This is a genomic window from Mahella sp., assembly GCF_020054945.1.
Classification (GTDB): Bacteria; Bacillota; Clostridia; order Mahellales; family Mahellaceae; genus Mahella.
In genome coordinates this window covers 40,786-62,000 of sequence record NZ_JAIHAU010000005.1, presented here as the reverse complement: position 1 = coordinate 62,000, position 21,215 = coordinate 40,786, and the positions used below count along the sequence as shown (strand labels likewise).

Below are 21,215 nucleotides of genomic sequence, written 5' to 3'. Positions count from 1 at the left end.
AAAAAACCGTTGCAAAGCACACCGTACTGCTTTGCAACGGGAAGTATTATTATTGAGCGTTCTGAGCCAATATCTTATTTGCCTCTTCTCTAAACTTTATAGCAGCGTCGGCGGGGGTTATTTGTTCATAACATATCTGTTCTTCCAAACTCTTTAAGAGCTTATCTATTTCCGCGTGTCCTGCCGGTTGTGGGGGGCCTATTGGAGAAGAATTTTCGATTACAAGGTCGACATAGTCGAACATTTGCTTTTGCGCGTCCGGCAAAGAGGGTGTTAATGCTTCCCTTACCTTTGAAGAAATAGGAACGCCGCGTTCTGCCATCATCACTTTATTGGCTTCTATATCGTTTATAAAGTAATCCACAAAAGCTACTGCCTGATCGGGATATTTGGTATCTTGACTGATTGAGAAAAACATAGATGGTTTTATATATTGCCCTTCCCTTACCTGATCCTTTGCTTTAGGCAATAAGGTCATTTTTAAAGGGCGCCCGGCGGCATTAGCAACCGCTACTATCTGATTGCTGTTTATAGCGCCTACCATAGCAGCTTTTTTAGAAACTACTAAACCTTCTTCTGGTGTCTTTATCTCGTTTCTTATTTCAGGCAACGGTATGGCTCCTGTCTTGACAAGGTCGAGTTCCATACTGAAAAACTCTTCAAACCATTTATCATTGTCATAACCAAGCTTTGTGCCATCTTCAGAATAGAGATCGTACTCAGGGCCGTGCTGGCGTATATAGTGATTTAACCCATGAAAATAGTTGCCAGGAATATTTTCATCGCCATAAAGCCCGGTTTTCTCATGAATAGTTTTAACGGTATTTACGTAATCCTCCCACGTTAAATCCGGTGTTGGCTCAGCTACCCCAGCCTGTTTAAATATTTCGGGATCATAGATCATGCACAGCGAATTATTGCCGAGATTAATGCCATACAATTTGTCGTTTATTATTCCACCGGCTATACTGTTTTGATCAACGTTTGTAAGGTCGAGCTTGCCATTATCTACGTATGGCTGCATATCTAAAAGCAGGCCTTTATTTGCGTACTGTGCGATATATTGGTAATCCTGCTGCCAAACATCGGGCAAGCTTCCCGCTGCCGCTTCTGTAGCGATCTTTTCCCAATAGCCGTCCCAAGCCGTGAATTCAGGCTCAAATGTTATATTCGGATACTTTTCCTGAAACATTTCTAGGACCTTCAATGTTTGATCGTGTCGTGTCTGAGAGCCCCACCAGGTAATACGCATAGTGACCTTTTCATTATCACTGCTTTGAGATGTGTCAGTTGTTCCTGTACCAGCCGAAGCGTTGTCCTTAGATGATGTATCATCTGCATTACTACAACCAAACAATGCAAACGATGTCATCAAAGCCATCGCTATCAATAGAACCGACCATTTCTTTGCCATTTTGTCTCGTCCTCCTTTTCGATATTGCTATGATAAATTCATTATAGCAGTTGTTGAAATATTCTAAAATATAATAAGCCGATTTAAATGTTTAAAAAACAGTGTTTCAGTTTATTCAATTCTTTTACACCTCTTTTTTGCCAGGTGCATTCTTCGCATATCTTGCATTGGTGACAATCAAAGGGATATTGCTATCAAATACTGTTTCAAGAGTCTCTTCTATTTCTCAAGAGCGGTGAACCCTTGATAAGGTTTATAATCAATGTTATACTTACATTATATTTCAGAGGTATCCTGTTTTATTTATTGCAATGGGAGATCCTAACGTTAAATAGCCTCATGAAGAAGGAACTGAAAAAATGTATTCTGCAAATTTAAGCTACAGGAAGGAATGAAAATTTTATGCACACGATTTATCAATGTTTCCCCGGTGGGAAATACAAGGCGCTTACCATGAGTTATGACGATGGCAGGGTTTACGACAGAAAGCTTGTGTCCATATTCAATCGGTACGGAATCCGTGGGACATTTCATCTAAATTCTGCGTTTTTGAGTGATGGAAACCATGTTACTAGCGAAGAGGTGAAGACCCTTTATGCGGGCCACGAGGTCGCTTGCCATACTGCGACGCACCCAACCATTACGCGCTGCCCACTCGAGCAAGTTGCACGTCAGGTGCTTGAAGATCGGGAACAGCTCGAAGAACTTGTCGGTTACCCGGTGCGGGGGCTTTCATATCCGAATGGCTCATATAACGCGCAGATCAAAACACTGCTGCCCGCGCTAGGAATTCGGTATTCGCGGGTTACAGAAGGCACAGATGGCTTTGGGCTTCCGGAGGATTTTTATGAGTGGAAGCCGACTTGTCATCACGCACACCGTCTGCTGGAGAATGGAAAGGTGTTCGCGGAGCTGCACAAAGAGCAGCATCTGTACCTGATGTATGTTTGGGGTCACAGCTACGAGTTCAACGACGCGGATAACTGGAACCTGATTGAGGAATTCTGCCATATGGTTGGCGGGCGCGAGGATATATGGTATGCTACCAATCTTGAAATTGCCGATTACATGGAGCTCTGTTCGGCACTGCGCTTTTCGGCCAGGGGAGATTTCGTGTTCAATCCCAGTGCAGCTTCGGCATTTCTTTCTGTGGATGGGAATATCGTGGAGGTGCCAGGAGGGAAACAGGTGCGGTTGTATGAATAGAATTGACCCTTTTTACATGGCATTTTCATAGACTTATTTCTCTATGTTATTTTATTCACCTGTTGGATTCAAGGAATAATTCAACCCGAGAAGTATACGAACAAAGTACTTCTCGGGCATTTTTTATTATATCTAATTAAAGCAGTAAATAGGTTAATTTTGTCCACTTATTATATCTATTTGTGCTGCTTGTCAAGAGGCTCAAAAAATTGTATTATGGTTGTGAAAATAATGAAGGAGAGATAGTCATGAACAGCGTTAAAGCTCTTAATCTGAAAAATATAAAAAGCGGTGATAATTCCCTTTTGGGTAAAAGGGTTCATACGGTGTTAAACAATACACTTTCTTATCAGTGGGAGGCCTTGAACGATCAGGTACCCGATGCACCTAAAAGTGGATCTGTGAATAATTTCCGCATAGCTGCTGGCGAAACGACTGGTGAACACTACGGCCCGGTGTTTCAGGACAGCGACCTTGCAAAATGGACGGAGGCGGTTTCATATTCACTGGCGTTGCAAAACAACGATGAGCTGAAAATCCATCTAGATGAAGCAATAAATTTGGTAGTTAAAGCGCAAAAAGAGGACGGCTATCTAAACACATACTTTACTATAAAAGAGCCGTCTGGCCGTTGGACCAATATAAGAGATAAACATGAGCTTTACTGTGCGGGGCATATGATAGAAGCTGCGGTAGCTAATTATGAAGTGACAGGCAATAAAGCTTTGCTCAACGTGGCTTGCCGGTTGGCTGACCATATATACTCGATGTTTGGGCCGGAGCCGACTAAAAGGCACGGATATCCCGGACATGAAGAGATAGAATTGGCACTGGTAAAACTTTATCATTCCACAAATGAGAGAAAGTATCTTGATTTGGCACACTACTTCATACGCGAACGTGGCAAAGCACCCTATTACTTCAAAATAGAAGCAATGGCTAGGGGAGAGGCTAAACTCGATGAACTGTGGGATCCATCAAAACTGGAATACTTCCAGGCACATGTGCCTGTGACCGAACAGGAAGCTATAGGACATGCGGTTAGAGCTATGTATCTTTATAGCGGCATGGCCGATGTAGCTATGGAAACGGGTGACGAGGCTCTTATGCAAGCTTGCCGTAGGCTATGGGACGACGTCGTAAAAAGAAAGATGTATATAACCGGCGGAATAGGCTCCACTAGTTTCGGAGAGGCCTTTACATTTGCATATGATCTTCCCAACGATACGGCATATACAGAAACATGCGCTTCTATAGGCCTTATATTCTGGGCTCAGCGTATGTTCAAGATGGAGCAGGATGCAAAATACATAGACATAATGGAAAGAGCGCTCTATAATACGGTGTTTGCAGCCATGTCGCTGGATGGTAGAAAATACTTCTATGTCAATCCTCTTGAAGTCTGGCCCAAGGCCTGCCATAAGAGAGAAGACCATCGCCATGTCAAGACTGAACGACAGAAATGGTATGACTGTGCATGTTGCCCGCCTAATATTGCAAGGCTCCTTACATCGATAGGCAAGTATGCATATGCACTTGACGAAGATAAGAATACGCTATTTGTGAACCTATATATGGACGGACAAATTGAGTTTAACCTGAACGATAAAGGAATTACATTAAAGCAGGATACAGTTTATCCATGGGATGGGAACACCAGTTTTACGGTGGCATCGAATACCACAGTCGCATTTTCTTTAGCACTCAGGATTCCTGATTGGTGCAAAAAGTGGAGCATAAAGATAAATGGACAGGAAATTCAAGAGTATGAGACAAATAAAGGATATGCCATGATAACCAGAACATGGGGGAAAAACGACAAAGTAGAGCTTACGTTGGACATGGCGGTGATGATGATGCGGGCTAATCCTGAGGTACGCGCAGATGCAGGCAAAGTAGCTATACAAAGGGGACCTATAGTCTACTGTGCTGAGGAGGCAGACAACGGGCCTAACATAGCGAATATTGAGCTTTTACCCGAGCCGAACTTTGCAGTTATGTATGATGAAGAGTTGCTGGGCGGCGTATGCTATATAACGGCGAAAGCGAGGAGGGCTAAAGTAGATAACTATGACGGGCTTTATAAAGAAACGGATAATGACTATGAAGAAACCGTTGTAAAACTCGTACCCTACTATGCATGGAATAACCGCGGCGAAGGTGAAATGATGGTGTGGTTGAGGCAAGCATAGTTCAAAAAGGTAGAAAATATGACCCCTACACAGTTCAGAAATGCTTATAGTTTTATACACATGAACAATCATTAATTCACCAGGTGAGCACTATGAGGTAGAACAATCGATAATAGTTCTGTTCATGTCCAGCCATCGACGGGGTTTTGATATAACTTAAGATATATTGCAAAAGCCATATTAACTATATAAAATTGTATAAGGTAACAAATCAGATATAGAAAGAGGGTATACTAATTGAAATATGGCTATTTTGATGATGACAATAAGGAATATGTCATAACCACGCCTCAGACACCATATCCATGGATAAACTATCTCGGTATGCAGGATTTCTTCTCCATTATTTCCAATACTGCCGGTGGCTATTGCTTTTATAAGGATGCACGCTTAAGGCGCATTACGCGGTACAGGTACAATAACGTACCTACGGACAACGGGGGAAGATATTTTTACATATACGATAACGGTGATTTCTGGTCGCCAGGCTGGATGCCAGTAAAAAGAGATCTGGACAGCTATGAATGCAGGCACGGGTTGGGCTATACCTCCATAACCGGGCAAAGAGGTGGTATAGAAGCTAAAGTTTTATTTTTTGTACCGCTTGATTTCAATGGAGAAATACACAAAGTAACGCTAAAAAACATTGGCGATCGGGAAAAAAGAATAACGCTATTTTCCTTTGTAGAATTTTGCTTGTGGAATGCCTACGATGATATGACGAATTTTCAACGAAACTTCAATACGGGCGAAGTGGAAATCATTGGTTCAACTATATACCATAAGACTGAATACAGGGAGCGGCGCAATCATTATTCTTTCTATTCGGTCAATGCTAATATAAGCGGGTTTGATTCGGATAGAGAGAGTTTCATTGGTCTTTATAACGGTTTTGATGCACCGCAGGCAGTGACAGCCGGTAAGTCTAATAATTCAGTAGCCGACGGCTGGTCGCCTATAGCTTCTCATAGTATAGATGTAGTGCTGCAACCCGGGCAGGAGAGAGATTTTGTATTTATACTCGGTTATGTCGAGAATCCCGAGGATGAGAAATGGGAATCTCAAGGTGTTATAAATAAAAAACGGGCACTGGCTATGATGGAAAAATTTAAGACAACGGAACAGGTGGATAAAGCCTTGAATGACCTAAAGAGTTACTGGAATGGGCTTTTGCTGAAATATCATGTGGACAGCGGTGACCCCAAATTAAACCGTATGGTAAATATATGGAATCAATACCAATGCATGGTTACGTTCAACCTTTCCAGGAGCGCTTCTTACTTTGAATCCGGCATAGGTCGAGGTATAGGATTCAGAGATTCCAATCAGGATATACTTGGCTTTGTACATCAAGTGCCGGGTACGGCGCGGCAGAGAATATTGGATTTGGCTGCCACACAACTTGAAGATGGCGGTGCCTATCACCAGTATCAGCCGCTTACCAAGAAGGGCAATAATGAGATAGGAGGAAATTTCAACGATGACCCGCTGTGGCTCATACTCTCGACCGCTGCGTATATAAAGGAAACAGGTGATTTTTCCATACTAGATGAAATAGTACCGTTTGATAACGACCCTTCCAAAGCAGCCGATATGTTCGAACATTTAAAGAGATCATTTTATCATGTAATAAATAATTTAGGCCCACATGGCCTGCCGCTGATAGGTAGAGCCGATTGGAACGACTGTCTGAATTTGAATTGTTTCTCGACCGAGCCTGACCAGTCGTTTCAGACTACAACTAATAAAGATAGCAAACTGGCTGAATCGGTGCTTATAGCAGCTATGTTCGTATTTATAGGTAAAGAGTATGCGGAGATCTGCAAACGCCGAGGCCTCGACGAGGAAGCGCGTGTTGCTCGGCATTATATAGACGAGATGAAAGAAGCCGTTATGAAATATGGTTATGACGGCGAGTGGTTCTTGAGGGCATATGATAGTTATGGCAATAAAGTGGGCAGCAAGGAAAATGAGGAAGGCAAGATATTCATAGAGACGCAGGGCTTTTGTGTTATGGCCGGTATAGGACTCGAAGACGGTTCAGGTATAAGAGCATTGGACTCGGTGAAAAAGTATCTGGATACGAAGTACGGCATAGTGCTTCTTAATCCGGCTTTTACCCGATACTATGTTAATCTTGGTGAGATATCAAGTTATCCACCTGGATATAAAGAAAATGCAGGCATTTTCTGCCATAATAACCCGTGGGTAATGATAGCTGAGACGGTGGTAGGCAGAGGAGAAAGGGCGTTTGAATACTACAAAAAAATAGCGCCGGCTTATGTGGAAGAAAGAAGCGACATACATCGCATGGAGCCATATGTATATTCGCAGATGATAGCCGGCAAGGATGCAAAGAGGTTCGGTGAGGCCAAAAACTCGTGGCTTACGGGTACGGCTGCATGGAATTTTGTGGCGATATCGCAATGGATACTGGGAATAAAGCCGGATTACGATGGCCTGGTCGTGGATCCCTGCATACCGCCGGACTGGGACGGTTATACAATTAAAAGGATATTCAGGGGTGCCAGATATACTATAACGGTAGAAAACCCTGAGCATATATGTAAAGGCGTGAAGTCGATGACCGTAGACGGACATCCGGTTCAAGGCAACGTACTGCCAGTATTCACGGATGATGAGGAACATGAGGTGCGTGTAGTTTTAAGCCGCTGATTCTTTACTGCAGTCGGGATAATAAGGCTTCTATATGCCAACAAAGGTATATAGAAGCTTTATTTGGGTTATGGAATCGCATTTTCCCTCAACCTAAAAAAAGCAAACCAGAAGATAAGAACAATATTATATTAGATACTGTATCAACAAAGCGGTTTGCACGGTTATTACCGAGCGTAAAAAAGTATAAATACATAGCCAGGATAGAAATGATTATCGCTGCAATACTCTTTATCCAACCTGAAGAGAGAATAGCACAAAAAACGGCTAAAATAAGCACTGTACTAAGACAACATATAAGGCTATAACTATATACAATTGTTGTAAAAGGATAAGGAATGAAAAAGCCTGCTTTATGCTTGTCAACGATAGCCATAATTTGTTTTGAATAAATCTGCTTTAGGTTAACCAAAAAGGTAGTAACCGCAAGCATAGCAATAACAGGCGCGATATTAGGGTCGCCTATGATCGGTATTTCTGAGAATAGCATTGTTTTATTTAATAACAGGGCAAATACCAAAAATAGACCGAGTACTGCGATAACTTGTTTACTCATTCGCAATGTTTCGATTAGAGCTTTACATAGAAGCGCATTACTGCGTTTAAGTGGAAGCGCATAAATTTTTAAAGAATGGCGTGCGGTTGCAATATGATCGATGGCTATTTGCTGCATTTCGGCCATATTCTTGTGTCTGGTGGCATTATTTGTTTTTTCCATATATACTAAATCATCATAATATTTACCCCAATCGATTTTTATTTTGCTATTATAATAAATGACAAATAAAGATAAGACAAATAAAGGTATATTTGCCGGTAAAAACATTTTACTTAAAGACAAAACAAATAATAAGCTGGTACAAGCATAAAGCAGAGCCACCATAATAAAATTTAATTTATTATATTTAAACCATTTAATGAAAGAACCTGCTATCAGATATATAAACATGCTAAAAGTGGCTATTCCCAGATCAACTGAGAGCTTGAAATTAAATATTATAAGGCATAATAAAAATGCCAAAACCAATTTCCCAATAATCTTTTTGATAAAAGCAATTTTTTTCACTAAATTTAGCTGTGGAGAGTTGAAAAAGTAATGTAAAGCGGCAGGATGTATTTCAAACACGAGGTTTCTTTGGGAAATAATACTAAGCAACTGAATAATGCAAATTATAATGCTGACCATCAAAAGATTATCTGATAATGAAACGTCACTTGCATAAATGGTTCTTATAATTGTTTTAACTGTTTGGAGAAAGACAGCAAAAAAAATGATAAGCCCGATCATCTCAAGCAAATAATTTTTGATTAATATTTTCCATTCTCTTATTGATTCCATCAAAAGAAACCTAATCATATTTCTTCCCTCCGAAAATTTATCAGCAATCTGCGAGATATAAGTAAAGTTCTTCCAGAGTGGAGCATTTACTATTATTGATAAGTTCGGTTAATGTTCCTTGTGCCAACAATTCTCCGTCGTCAATCATAATATAGTAGTCACAGATATTTTCAATCATATCCAATAAATGCGTGGAAAGCAGTATTGTTTTTCCTTTTTTCTTTTCCTCAAGCAGTAGGTCCTTAAACGTTTTTATTTGTTTGGGATCAAGTCCCGAAAATGGCTCATCGGCTATTAAAAAATCAAAGTTCCTTAATAATGCACAAGCAATTATTAATTTTTGTTTGGTGCCTCTTGACAATACTGAAGGAACTTTATCAAGATGCCTTTCCAATTTTAAAACATCGATTAGATTTTGCACATTACTTTCAGTTTGATACATGGCACTGATAAACGATAAATGCTCCTTGACCGTCAATTCTTCAAAATATATAGGCGTATCTGGAATATAGGATATTGGAAATGATGAATCGGGCAAGGAATATATATCTTTATTTCTATATAATATTGTGCCTGAATCTGGAGTTAGGTATCTTACGATAAGGCGTAACGTTGTAGTTTTACCAGCTCCGTTTGATCCTATAAGCCCCGTTATTTTATTTTCCGGAACCTTAAATGATAATGATTTTAAAGCTGTGACACTCTCAAATTTTTTGGTAACATTATCAAAGGATAAAATAAATGATGACATAATGTTTCCCTTTCTTTCCTTCTTCCTGCTTTTATTATAACATTTTTTTGCCCTGTCGTGCTATAATGTGATACAATTTATAAAAAGATGGATTAACATTGAGTTGGAGGGATGCATATGTTCAAAATAGCACTGGTGCCGGGTGATGGCATAGGCCCGGATATAATAAAGCAAGCCGTAAAGGTGCTGAAGGCCATAGAAAGGCCGGGTGAAATAGAATTCGAATTTACCGAGGTATTAGCTGGCGGGACCGCTATAGATAAGACCGGCCATCCTTTACCTGAAAAATCGCTAGATGTTTGTTTGGCCAGCGATGCGGTGCTGCTCGGAGCTGTGGGCGGTCCCAAATGGGATGATCTGCCTGGCGACCTTAGGCCGGAGCAAGCGCTGCTGGGGCTGAGAAAAGGCCTTGGAGTATTTGCCAATCTGCGCCCCGCGGTGTTGTTTCCCCAGCTGAAAAAGGCATCGCCGCTGAAAGAGGAGATAATAGGCGAAGGCATAGATGTGCTGGTGGTGCGCGAGCTCATAGGCGGTATATATTTCGGCCAACGCGGCAGGGATGGTGACAAGGCGTATGATACCGAATGCTATAGTGTGCCTGAAGTTGAGCGTATAGCCCGCGTCGCTTTTGACACCGCGCGTAAACGCCGCCGCAAAGTCACGTCGGTGGATAAGGCAAACATATTGGAGAGCTCGCGTTTATGGCGTGAGACGGTAACGCGCGTGGCCGAGCAGTACCCTGACGTGGAGCTGAATCACATGTATGTCGATAACTGCGCTATGCAGCTTATAAGGAATCCGCATCAATTTGATGTTATAGTGACCAGTAATATGTTCGGCGATATATTAAGCGACGAAGCATCCATGCTGGTCGGTTCGCTGGGTATGCTTCCGTCGGCTAGCCTCGGGGATACTAAACAGGGCTTTTACGAGCCCATACATGGTTCGGCGCCTGATATAGCAGGTCAGGATAAAGCTAATCCGCTTGCTACTATACTGTCGATTGCCATGATGCTGCGTTACAGCTTCGACCTGACGCGTCAGGCTGATATGATAGAACATGCCGTGGCTCAGGTCCTGGAGGATGGCTACCGTACGGCGGATATTATGGAGAATAATATGAAGCTCGTAGGGACTGATAAAATGGGGGATTTAGTGGTAGAGTATCTGAACCGTATATAGAGGGGTGAGACTATGTTCAATGGTACTCAACGCCGGGAAGGCATATTGAATAAATTGAAGGAAGCCAAAACTCCTATAACCGGCACTGATCTGGCCGCGGCATTCGATGTCAGCCGCCAGGTTATAGTGCAGGATATAGCTATATTGAGGGCGGCCGGTATAAATATAATAGCCACGCCGCAGGGTTATATGCTGCCTGATACCATAAAGCAGAAAGTGAGCCGCGTATTCGCGTGCCGCCATACGCCGGAGCAGATCGAAGATGAATTATGCACTATTGTTTCACTGGGGGGCAAGGTAATAGACGTGATAATAGAGCATAAAGTTTATGGTGAGCTGCGCGGCCTTCTGATGCTGTCGTCTATCAGCGATATACAGGATTTCATGTATAAGATAAATCAAAAGGGCGTAGAACCTCTGTCGTCATTAACTGGCGGCGTACACCTTCATACGGTGGAGGCTGACGATGTAGAGATACTCTATATTAAAAGGAGGTCAATAAGTAAAATGTTTGGTGTTGGTATTGTAGGTTGTGGTGTTAGCAGAAAAGCATTTCGCTTTTCGTGTATAATTATATCGCGGAGGGGGTAATATAACAATAGGCGAATTATATAAAAATTCGACTTTTTTTTATACATTATTCATAAAAATTCGGTTTTTTGGCATGATTCTTGTTGGGCTCATACAAGTTAAGGGCATAAATTCAGATTCTCCGCAAAACCCATAATATTATATCAAATCGGATAACTATATGGTATAATTAAATAGAAAAATCTGCGATTTGTTCTATAACAAATTCATCATGCCATTGTGAAAGGATGCGATACAATGCCTGAATTGGTAACTTTGGGCGAAACCATGGCGGTATTTAACCCGGCATCATCCGGGCCGCTGCAATACATAGCCGATTTTAAGCGCCTTATAGGCGGCGCCGAATCCAATGTGGCCATAGGGGTATCCAGGTTAGGCCATTCGGCCGGGTGGATAAGTCGATTGGGAGATGATCCCTTCGGCAGATTTATAAACAACTTCATAAGAGGTGAGGGGGTGGATACGTCAAGGGTTATATTCGATGAAGTGCATCCGACCGGCGTGTACTTCAAGGAGATAAAAGCTAGCGGCGATGTCACGGTATATTATTACAGGAAAGGGTCGGCGGCCAGCACGATGTCGCCCGCGGATCTTGATGGGGATTATATAAAGAACGCGCGTATACTGCATGTAAGCGGTATAACTCCGGCTCTTAGCGATAATTGCAGGGAAACAGTGTTTAAGGCCATGGAGATAGCCAAGGTTTCCGGTGTCACGGTTTCCTTCGATCCCAATATAAGGCTCAAGCTGTGGAGCGGTCGGCAGGCGGCCGAGGTGCTCAAAGAAATGGCCCGATACGCCGATATAGTGCTGCCCGGGATAGACGAGGGGGAAATAATATTCGGCAGCCGGGATCCTAAAACCATCGCTGAAGAATTCTTAAAGCTCGGAGCATCTACGGTGGCCGTTAAACTGGGGAAAGAAGGTGCGATGGCCGCAACGCGTGATGAGGAGATAATGTCGCCGGCCTTTGACGCTGGACCGGTCATAGATACCGTAGGTGCCGGCGATGCTTTTGCATCGGGTTTTTTAACGGGGATATTAGAAGGCATGCCCCTTGAACAGGCTGTCGGTCTGGCCAATACCTGCGGTGGGTTTGCTACCACTATAGTGGGCGATGTGGAGGGTTTGCCTTCCAGAAAAGAAATAGAGGCGCTTACAGGTAACAAACGCCTTATAGAAAGATGAGGAGCATTACGCGCATTGCCTATTAAGTATCATTTGGATACCATACCGGTATGGGAGGCATTTGAAGAAGGCGGCGAATGTCCTTTATGTTGGCTGGAGGATAAAGCTGAAAAACAATACATAGAATTTTATCTCGGCGGCTCGGTTATGGAACCGGATAATCGCATCGATGTCAATGGAAAAGGATTTTGCCGATGCCATTATGCATTGCTCTATCAAAATACCGGCAATAAACTGCCCGTGGCGCTGATGGCTCAAACGAGAGCGCGCCAGATCATGGACGAATTATCGGGCATGGCTCCGGCAAATACCTCGGCCAAGCGGTCGTTTTTGGGCCGCGGTGGTGGCGACAGCGTACAGGCCGTGGTCTCATATATAGACGCTGCTTTGAGCAGCTGCGTTATATGCGATAAGCTGGATGATTCCATGAAACGCTATGAATATACGATTTTGCACCTGTGGCAGCACGACAAAGGCTTTAAAGATACGCTGCTCGGATCCAAAGGTTTCTGCCTGCGCCATTTCAAGGATGTACTTATCATGGCGCGCGATACCATGTCGGGCAAAGCTGCAGACGAATTCATACAGGCTGTATGGCCCGTTCAGATGAGCAATATGCAGCGCGTGCAGGCCGACCTCGATTGGTTTATAGATAAATACGATTATCGCAATCAGGATAAGCCGTGGGGGACATCCAAGGATGCTTTGCCCAGGATGCTGCTCAAATTAACAGGACGGTTTTAGGAGGATGATATTGTGAATAAAGAAGAATTTTTATATAAGCTGAATCTCATAAGGGATTTGATGAAAGCTGAAGCCCTTGACGGCATATTGATAAATAGTCTGGCTAATTTTTCATGGCTAACAGGAGGGCGAGGTTTCATAGGAATAGCGTCTGAAAATTTATGCGCTTCGATACTTGTCACATCCGATGCGGCATATTTGCTGACTAACAATATCGAGTCGGGCAGATTGGCCAATGAAGAAGTAAACGGGCAACTGTTTACGTTCAAGGAGTTCCCGTGGTTTCGAGAGTCTGAGAAGCAGAGGCTGATCAAAGAAATAATGGGCGAGGGCAGGTATTGTACTGATACACAGCTCAACCAGCAGTTCGTATACATCAGAAGCCGGCTCAATGAGCAGGAAAAAGAGCGATACAGATGGCTTGGCCTAAATACTGCGAGGGCGGCGGAAAGGGTATGCAGACAGTTGAAAGAAGGCATGAGTGAATTTGAGGTAGCGGGTATGGTGAGCCGCGAATTGTGGTCGCTGGGCATAGAACCGGTTACGCTGCTGGTTGCTTTTGACCAGCGTATATCATCATACAGACATCCGTTGCCAACAGACAATAGGCTGGTCAAGTATTGCATGATAGCGATAGGCGGGCGCAAATGGGGGCTTGTTGCCTCTGCTACTCGATTGGCAAGCCTTGGAGCGCTCGATGATGATATCATGAAAAAGCACAAGGCGGTGGCCAAAATAGATACATGCTTTATCAGCAATACCAGACCCGGCAACAGCGTAAAGGATATATTCAATAAGGCCGTGGCCTGCTATAGCGATGAGGGGTATCCGGATGAGTGGAAGAAGCATCATCAGGGCGGATTGACCGGATATGCGCCGAGGGAATACAGGGCTACTCCGGACATCGACCAGACAGTAAGCGCAAACCAGGCTTTTGCATGGAACCCGTCTATTACCGGAACCAAGTCAGAGGACACCATCCTCATATTGGAGGACGGAAATGAAATCATCACCCATACCGGCCAATATGCATATATAGAAGCGGAATATGATGGTTATAAGCTTATGCGGCCGGATATTCTGATCTTATAATATTTATCATTCCATATCGACGCGGCTTCTAATGTATTTCCATTTACCCGAGCGATAGCGCATATATACGATGGCCGAGCGGGTGTACTGATCGAGAACCATAGCCACCCACGCGCCTATAAGGCCCCAGCCGAAGATATTGACGAATATATAGGCTATAACGACGCGGAACACCCATATACCAAAGGCAGAAGCATATAGCGGGTACATGGTATCGCCGGCGCCGCGCAGTGCGCCGGCGAGCACGAGCTGGGTGGATTGCCCGGGTTGTGCCAGGGCCATGATTTTGAGCACCGTGCCGGCCATGGCTGCCACTGCCAAGTCATTGGTATAAAGCCGCGCTATAGGATGGGAGAAAAAGATAAACATCAAACCTATAAAACAAGCTACAGCCATACCCATCTTATGGATAAGATCGGCGCATTCCTGTGCTTTTTTTGTATCATTGGCCCCAAGGCTCTGCCCTACCATGGTTGTGGCTGCTACGCCGAAGGCCTGGCTGGGCGAGAAGGTCAAGCCGTTTATATTTAGCCCTATCTGATGTGCGGCATATGTCGCTGTTCCTAATCCCGATACGGTGCGAGCAAAAAGTATGAGACCGCTTTGCAGTACAAACTGCTCTGCAGCCGCCGGTATTCCTATTCTGAATACCTGTTTTATAATGCCGAAATCCGGGCGGTAGTCGCCCTTTATTGTCAAGGCCAGCTTGGTCTTGCGCGAGAAGAATAAAACGTAGAGTCCGGCAAGGCACGCTAGCATACGCGCTATGTCGGTCGATATAGCGGCGCCTGTTACGCCCAGGGCGGGGAAGCCCAATTTGCCGTATATAAGCACATAGTTGCCGAATACGTTCAACAGATTTGCCCCTAAGTTATATATCATGGGTATTCTGGTCTCGCCGGCGCCTCTCAAAGCGGCGGTGACGGCCATTGTTATGACCTGAAATACAAGTCCGGCCGATATGATCTCGAAATACTGTGTGGCCGGTCCTATAGTATCGGGTTTGGCGCCCATAAAGGTTATTATGTATTTGGCGGAAAATAAGCCTATGATGCTTATCACTATGCCCAGCGTTGTTCCGACAGTGAGCGATTGTCGCGTGACTATACGTGCTTTTTTGAGGTCGCGGGCTCCTATATTCCATGCCACCAATGTGGTGGTGCCTACATTTAATGCCGCAAATACCGCTATAAGCAACATAAACGGCTGGTTTGTCAGCCCGACCGCGGCTATGGCGCTTGGGCTTACCTGTCCTACCATTATCATGTCGACCATGCCGAACAGCGTTGACATGACCAGTTCAATAAAGGCGGGCCATGTGATCTGCAAAGCCTCTTTCAGCAGTGCGTTGGAATGTTGTTGATCCTCATCCCCACATCCATCTTTTAATGCAGCAAACTTCAAAGCAATCTCCCTCTCGTTTGGTGTATATACCGAGAATGTATTATTTATATAAATGATATTGTATACCCAAACGCAGCTTATGTCAATTTATGATGTAATAAAATGGTAAATATATTATAGAAAATAACGATGCTGCGATTCTATCTTTGTCAGCCGACAGGTAACCTTCCCATGTTATATGATAAAAATTCATTAAAAATAAGACATAAAATTTGTGTCAACCGCTTGACATATTTATAAATGCATAATATAATGAAACTACAATCAAGAAACTTTATGAGAAGCTTCTTGTTGTGGAATCCAGCGGTTAAATATCGAAGCTTAATTGAAAATTGCACATTAAAAAATCAATATTTACGGTTGTCTTTGAGCACGAAAAGGTAACCTCACTTAGACCTGCTACAGCTAATTGTAAAACATGGTATGAAATGGGGCGGGCCAAGTTCTATTCCTTATGGTCAGTACCTGGTTTACCAAGCAATTTACCGTTTTAAGGAGGTGATAAGAACTTTTGGCAACTTTTTAAACCATCTTTAGTAGCGGTACCAAACCCTACATAGTGGAACAATACCGTGCAACAATGACATTAATCCTTAATATTATTATTACCATAGACTAAAACTAAAGTAAATAGCGATATTCAATTTTCAAAGGACACGGTTGCAAAGATGTAACCACTATGTAGCAAACCTTGTTGATAATACTGACAGGTTCTATGGGCTTTTAAAGACGGGCACATTAAGGTAATACCGCTGGAATTTTTGTTGGTTTGTTTTCACAAGTACTATTATATGGGAGGAGATCATTATGAAAAGAAAAAAATTATTGTTAATTGTTGTATCGTTAATCTTGATGCTCTCACTTGTTGTAGGTTGTAGTACGACAGATAGCAACTCGCCTGCTACAACGAATAATAATGCGTCCACCGAAAGCAATAATACATCAACTGAGAGTACTGAAAGCGTTAAAATTACATTTTTAAATTCAAAAGGTGAAATACAATCACAGTTAGAAACTGCTGCTGAGCAATTTGCAAAAGAGAATCCAAATATTACCGTTGATGTAATTCCAGCTGCTGCAGGACAATCTCCTTTTGAGAAAATCTCTTCTATGTATGCTTCTGGAAATGCTCCTGCTTTGGCTATGCTCGATCCTGGTGATATTGTGCAATTCAAAGACAACTTTTTGGATTTAAGCAATGAAAAGTGGGTATCTGATACAGTAGCAGGTGCATTAGATGATGCTACTATAGATGATAAAGTGATGGCTTTTCCTTTCGCAATAGAAGGATATGGCTTAATATACAATAAAGTAGTTTTGGACAAGGCTTTTGGTGGAAGTTTTGATCCGAAATCAATAAAAACAAGAAATGACTTAGAAGATGCCTTTAAGAAAGTTGAAGCTACTGGTGTTAAAGCACTGGAAATTTCTCCGATGGATTGGTCGTTAGGAGGGCACTTTTTACCTATTGCTTATACAGCTCAATCAAAAGATCCTGCTCAAGTTTACGCGTTTATATCTGATTTAAAAGCTGGCAAAGTTGATCTGGCAAATAATGAAGTATTTAACGGTTTAATGGATACGTTTGATATGATGAAAAAGTACAATTTGGACAAAGATGATCCTTTGTCTCCTACTTATGATAAGGGTCCCCAAGTCATAGGGCAAGGGCAAGTCGGTTTTTGGTTTATGGGGAACTGGGCATGGCCTCAGATAAAGGAATTTGATACGGCAAACGAACAATATGGTTTTGTGCCGGTTCCAATAAGTAATGATCCGAATGACTATGGTAATTCTGAAATACCAGTCGGTCCTACTAAACTTATAGGAGTAGACAAAGCTCAAAATAACCAAGCGCAACAGGATGCAGCGAAAGAGTTCTTAAATTGGTTAGTGTATAGTCAATCAGGACAAGATGCGCTTGTCAATCAATGCAACGTAATTCCAGCATTCAAAAACATCGAGCTTGTGCCAAATGATCCGTTGGCAAAGTCAATTGAACAATATATAAGCGAAGGGAATACCCTAAAATTTATAACAGCTCCATTACCAGCCGATCATTGGTCAAAATTGGGTGCGTCAATGCAAAAATATTTAGCTGGAGTTATAGACAGAAAAGGCTTAGTCAATGATATTGAAAGTTACTGGGAAAGTGTACAATAAATAATTTTACTGAATAACAGATAGAATATTCTATCTGTTATTCAGCATTATTCAATGTTATGGAGGGTTTAATATGAATATAGAGAAGAACTTCTTGAGCAAACTAAAAACATATCTGATATTTGCCGGGCCGATGACTTTTGCTTTTTTAACAGTAGTAATATTGCCTTTTATATATGGAATATATCTTACTTTCACTGACTGGAACGGTATATCTGCTACACACGCATTCGTTGGTTTAGATAACTATTTACAAGTGTTTAACGATAAAGTCTTCTGGTCATCTTTTTTGCTAACTCTAAGGTATGTGCTTTTTTCTGTAATACTGGTTAATGTTATTGCTTTCTTTTTAGCATATTTGCTGACAAGTGGCATAAAAGGACAGAACTTTTTCAGAACGGGATTTTTTACTCCAAATTTAATTGGCGGAATATTACTTGGCTTTATTTGGCAGTTTATATTCTCCAATATACTTGTTTATATTGGAGAACTTTTTAATCTGCCTATATTTAGTGCGTCTTGGCTTACTGATCCTAATAAAGCCTTTTGGGCGCTGGTTATTGTAACCGTATGGCAATACTCTGGATATATGATGGTCATATATATTGCAGGATTTATGAATATTCCCAGAGAGCTTATAGAAGCCGCAGACATCGATGGCGCAAATTCATATTACAGACTTAAAAACATAATTCTTCCACTGATGGTACCATCATTCACAATATGCATTTTTTTGACATTACAGAGAACGTTTATGGTCTATGATGTAAATTTGTCTTTAACAAACGGTGGACCATATAAAAGCACAGAATTAATCTCAATGCATGTCTACAATACTGCTTTCTTAAGCCAGCAATACGGAATAGGCCAGGCAGAAGCATTCTTCTTATTTTTGATAGTAGCTATTGTTACATTATCACAAGTGTACTTTAGCCAGAGAATGGAGGTAGAAAGTTAATGCAAAAGAAAAATGGTGCTTTAAACGCCATAAAGATAGTAGTATTAAGCGTTGTATTTTTACTTTATATATTTCCATTTTTTGTAGTATTGATAAATTCATTTAAAGACAGAAAAGACATATTGATGAATCCACTAATGATACCTGCTAAATTAAACCTTAATAATTATATTGAAGCATTTACGAAGATGGATTATACTCATGCGTTTGTTAACTCATTAATTATCACAATATTTAGTGTAATATTGATTATTGTGCTTTCCGCAATGACTGCATATATTTTTGTAAGAAGAAACTGGAAATTTAATCAATTTATGTTCTTCTTCATGATCGCATCAATGACTATACCATTTCAAGCCATAATGATACCACTTGTAAAAATATATGGCTCAATAGGGATGATGAACAATAAATGGTCTTTAGTTTATATGTATATTGGTTTTGGTGCATCATTAGCTGTTTTTATATATCATGGTTTTATAAAAAGCATACCTTTAGAATTAGAAGAAGCGGCGTTGATAGATGGATGCAGTCCGCTTCAGACATTTTTTAAAATTGTTTTTCCACTTCTAAAATCGACAACAGTTACTATCGCAATATTGGATATTTTATGGATTTGGAATGATTTTTTACTGCCGTCTTTGGTTTTGATATCACCTGAGCAAAGAACATTGCCATTATCTGTTTTTTACTTTTATGGAACATACACAATTGAATATGGTTATGCAATGGCAGGATTAATGCTTGCTATTATTCCTATAATAATTGTCTATTTAATAATGCAAAGGCAAATTATAGAAGGAGTTTTGCGAGGTTCAATTAAATAGTAAGGGATGGGTAGAATGCACAAAATTAGCAATGCAGACGAATTTATAAGACATAATAAAGAAAAGCTAATCTCAACGTATAGATCTAAATACCATTTAATGGGCCAATATGGATGGATAAACGATCCAAATGGATTCGTTTATTTTAAAGACAATTATCATTTATTTTATCAGCACTATCCATATGATGCTGTTTGGGGGCCGATGCACTGGGGCCACGCTGTAAGCAAAGATTTGATTAAATGGACTTATTTACCTATAGCTTTAGAACCTGATAAAGCTTATGACCGAGATGGATGTTTTTCTGGAAGTGCCATCGAAAAGGATGGTAAATTATACCTTTTTTATACAGGTCATATATGCACTGAAAAAGGGAAAAATGATAATTATAAACAGGTCCAGAACATGGCCGTATCGATAGATGGCGTTGCTTTTGAAAAATACGAGAAAAATCCTATAATAGATGTAGCACAGATTCCAGATGGAGCCAGCAAAAAAGATTTCAGGGATCCGAAAGTTTTAAAAATGGGCGATACCTATTATCTTTTAATTGGTTCTAATGACGGACACGGGATTGGACAGATTCTCATGTATAAGTCAATGGATTTGATAAAATGGGAATTTGTAAATATTATTTTAAAGGGCAATGAAGATACGGGCACTAACTGGGAGTGCCCTGATATGGTTAGATTTGACGACAGAGATGTTTTGTTTGTGTCAGCACAGAACATGAGACCTAAAGGTGTTTATTTCAAGAATATACATTCTTCTATTTATTTTAATGGTAATTTAAATGTAGATGAAGGAAAATTCACACATACGGACTATCAACTGGTGGATTACGGATTCGACTTTTATGCTCCACAGACGACAGTGGATAAGTATGGGAAGGTTGTAATGGTGGCTTGGATGAATATGTGGGAGACAGATTTGGTTACGAATCGTCTTGGCCATAATTGGGCTGGCGCTATGACGCTTCCCAGGGAAGTTATAAAAATAGATGAAAGAATATATTTCAGGCCAATATCAGAAATAGTTGAGTATAGGGAAAATGAATACAGCTTGCAAGACATAGAATTAAATGGCGAGGTTAACCTTGAAACAAATGGGCTGTATTATGAGATTAATGTTGAATTTGAGCCGCAAGATGAATGTGAATTTGGAGTTAAGGTATTTAAAGGAAAGCTTGAAGAAACTGTTTTGTCGTACAATTGCTGCGAAGGATTATTTACTTTTAATCGTGAAAGATCAGGCATTGGCCCTAAAGGCAAGAGAAGCGCAGAAGTTGAGTTGATAAATGGCAGGTTAAGGCTTAATATTTTCGCGGATGTATCATCTGTTGAAGTCTTTATAAATGACGGGGAAAAAGTAATGACTGGAAGAGTTTATCCTGACAGCCAATCTGTAAATATCTCTTTGTTTTCTGATGGGCCATGCAAAGTCGTGAGTTTTAAGAAATGGGATATTGGTTTGGAATAAAGTAATGGA

16 protein-coding genes are annotated in these 21,215 nt (G+C 41.4%); 12 read left to right on the top strand and 4 right to left on the bottom strand.

All coding sequences use genetic code 11. The annotated features are described in order from the left end of the window. Positions 1–49: 49 nt before the first annotated feature. Complete coding sequence (locus JG770_RS02205; RefSeq protein ID WP_291954612.1) at positions 50–1,414, bottom strand: extracellular solute-binding protein; 1,365 nt, start codon at positions 1,412–1,414, stop codon at positions 50–52. 402 nt (positions 1,415–1,816) lie between these two features. Here JG770_RS02205 and JG770_RS02200 point away from each other — a divergent pair, with 402 nt between their 5' ends. The 3 genes from JG770_RS02200 (at position 1,817) to JG770_RS02190 (ending at position 7,488) form a co-directional block, all read left to right on the top strand. Continuing rightward, positions 1,817–2,620, top strand: coding sequence for a polysaccharide deacetylase family protein (locus JG770_RS02200; RefSeq protein WP_291954611.1), 804 nt, complete (start codon positions 1,817–1,819; stop codon positions 2,618–2,620). Between the two features lie 248 nt (positions 2,621–2,868). Further along, positions 2,869–4,812 carry a beta-L-arabinofuranosidase domain-containing protein gene (locus JG770_RS02195; RefSeq protein ID WP_291954609.1) on the top strand — a complete coding sequence of 648 codons (1,944 nt, stop codon included), beginning with the start codon at positions 2,869–2,871 and terminating at the stop codon, positions 4,810–4,812. 237 nt (positions 4,813–5,049) lie between these two features. Next, complete coding sequence (locus JG770_RS02190; RefSeq protein WP_291954606.1) at positions 5,050–7,488, top strand: glycosyl hydrolase family 65 protein; 2,439 nt, start codon at positions 5,050–5,052, stop codon at positions 7,486–7,488. An 88-nt stretch (positions 7,489–7,576) separates the two neighbouring features. On the opposite strand, the gene JG770_RS02185 is transcribed toward JG770_RS02190, so the two are convergent. Both JG770_RS02185 and JG770_RS02180 read right to left on the bottom strand, forming a co-directional pair. Then, positions 7,577–8,845 carry a hypothetical protein gene (locus JG770_RS02185; protein WP_291954602.1) on the bottom strand — a complete coding sequence of 423 codons (1,269 nt, stop codon included), beginning with the start codon at positions 8,843–8,845 and terminating at the stop codon, positions 7,577–7,579. Between the two features lie 22 nt (positions 8,846–8,867). Next, complete coding sequence (locus JG770_RS02180; RefSeq protein ID WP_291954598.1) at positions 8,868–9,578, bottom strand: ABC transporter ATP-binding protein; 711 nt, start codon at positions 9,576–9,578, stop codon at positions 8,868–8,870. Positions 9,579–9,695: 117 nt separating this feature from the next. Between JG770_RS02180 and leuB the strand changes: the two genes are divergently transcribed. From leuB to JG770_RS02155, 5 genes are all read left to right on the top strand, one after another. Then, positions 9,696–10,760 carry a 3-isopropylmalate dehydrogenase gene (gene leuB, locus JG770_RS02175; protein ID WP_291954596.1) on the top strand — a complete coding sequence of 355 codons (1,065 nt, stop codon included), beginning with the start codon at positions 9,696–9,698 and terminating at the stop codon, positions 10,758–10,760. A gap of 12 nt (positions 10,761–10,772) precedes the next feature. Continuing rightward, positions 10,773–11,351: a transcription repressor NadR gene (locus tag JG770_RS02170; protein WP_291954594.1), complete on the top strand. Its 579-nt coding sequence runs from the start codon at positions 10,773–10,775 to the stop codon at positions 11,349–11,351. 237 nt (positions 11,352–11,588) lie between these two features. Next, positions 11,589–12,539, top strand: a complete 951-nt coding sequence (locus JG770_RS02165; protein WP_291954592.1) for a sugar kinase — start codon at positions 11,589–11,591, stop codon at positions 12,537–12,539. Positions 12,540–12,554: 15 nt separating this feature from the next. Further along, positions 12,555–13,283 carry a DUF6062 family protein gene (locus tag JG770_RS02160; RefSeq protein WP_291954590.1) on the top strand — a complete coding sequence of 243 codons (729 nt, stop codon included), beginning with the start codon at positions 12,555–12,557 and terminating at the stop codon, positions 13,281–13,283. Between the two features lie 12 nt (positions 13,284–13,295). Beyond that, entirely contained in the window at positions 13,296–14,375 is a 1,080-nt protein-coding gene (locus JG770_RS02155; RefSeq protein WP_291954587.1) for a M24 family metallopeptidase, read from the top strand. A 6-nt stretch (positions 14,376–14,381) separates the two neighbouring features. Here the strand turns inward: JG770_RS02155 and JG770_RS02150 are convergent, their stop codons facing one another. Then, positions 14,382–15,779 (bottom strand): MATE family efflux transporter, encoded by a 1,398-nt coding sequence (locus JG770_RS02150; protein WP_291954585.1) that lies wholly within the window; start codon positions 15,777–15,779, stop codon positions 14,382–14,384. A gap of 807 nt (positions 15,780–16,586) precedes the next feature. On the opposite strand from JG770_RS02150, the gene JG770_RS02145 reads away from it, so the two are divergent. From JG770_RS02145 to JG770_RS02130, 4 genes are all read left to right on the top strand, one after another. Next, the gene (locus JG770_RS02145) at positions 16,587–17,942 is read left to right on the top strand and encodes an ABC transporter substrate-binding protein (RefSeq protein ID WP_291954583.1); all 1,356 of its coding nucleotides are present in this window, start codon (positions 16,587–16,589) and stop codon (positions 17,940–17,942) included. 73 nt (positions 17,943–18,015) lie between these two features. Next, positions 18,016–18,900, top strand: coding sequence for a sugar ABC transporter permease (locus JG770_RS02140; protein ID WP_291954581.1), 885 nt, complete (start codon positions 18,016–18,018; stop codon positions 18,898–18,900). Continuing rightward, positions 18,900–19,727: a carbohydrate ABC transporter permease gene (locus JG770_RS02135; protein WP_291954578.1), complete on the top strand. Its 828-nt coding sequence runs from the start codon at positions 18,900–18,902 to the stop codon at positions 19,725–19,727. The genes JG770_RS02140 and JG770_RS02135 overlap by 1 nt, the downstream gene beginning before the upstream one ends. Before the next feature lie 15 nt (positions 19,728–19,742). Then, positions 19,743–21,206, top strand: a complete 1,464-nt coding sequence (locus JG770_RS02130; protein ID WP_291954577.1) for a glycoside hydrolase family 32 protein — start codon at positions 19,743–19,745, stop codon at positions 21,204–21,206. Positions 21,207–21,215 lie beyond the last annotated feature (9 nt).

Coding starts and splice junctions, on each gene's coding strand:
- JG770_RS02205 (WP_291954612.1), bottom strand. CDS start 1,414: ATGGCAAAGAAATGGTCGGTTCTATTGATAGCGATGGCTTTGATGACA.
- JG770_RS02200 (WP_291954611.1), top strand. CDS start 1,817: ATGCACACGATTTATCAATGTTTCCCCGGTGGGAAATACAAGGCGCTT.
- JG770_RS02195 (WP_291954609.1), top strand. CDS start 2,869: ATGAACAGCGTTAAAGCTCTTAATCTGAAAAATATAAAAAGCGGTGAT.
- JG770_RS02185 (WP_291954602.1), bottom strand. CDS start 8,845: ATGATTAGGTTTCTTTTGATGGAATCAATAAGAGAATGGAAAATATTA.
- JG770_RS02180 (WP_291954598.1), bottom strand. CDS start 9,578: ATGTCATCATTTATTTTATCCTTTGATAATGTTACCAAAAAATTTGAG.
- leuB (WP_291954596.1), top strand. CDS start 9,696: ATGTTCAAAATAGCACTGGTGCCGGGTGATGGCATAGGCCCGGATATA.
- JG770_RS02170 (WP_291954594.1), top strand. CDS start 10,773: ATGTTCAATGGTACTCAACGCCGGGAAGGCATATTGAATAAATTGAAG.
- JG770_RS02165 (WP_291954592.1), top strand. CDS start 11,589: ATGCCTGAATTGGTAACTTTGGGCGAAACCATGGCGGTATTTAACCCG.
- JG770_RS02145 (WP_291954583.1), top strand. CDS start 16,587: ATGAAAAGAAAAAAATTATTGTTAATTGTTGTATCGTTAATCTTGATG.
- JG770_RS02140 (WP_291954581.1), top strand. CDS start 18,016: ATGAATATAGAGAAGAACTTCTTGAGCAAACTAAAAACATATCTGATA.
- JG770_RS02135 (WP_291954578.1), top strand. CDS start 18,900: ATGCAAAAGAAAAATGGTGCTTTAAACGCCATAAAGATAGTAGTATTA.
- JG770_RS02130 (WP_291954577.1), top strand. CDS start 19,743: ATGCACAAAATTAGCAATGCAGACGAATTTATAAGACATAATAAAGAA.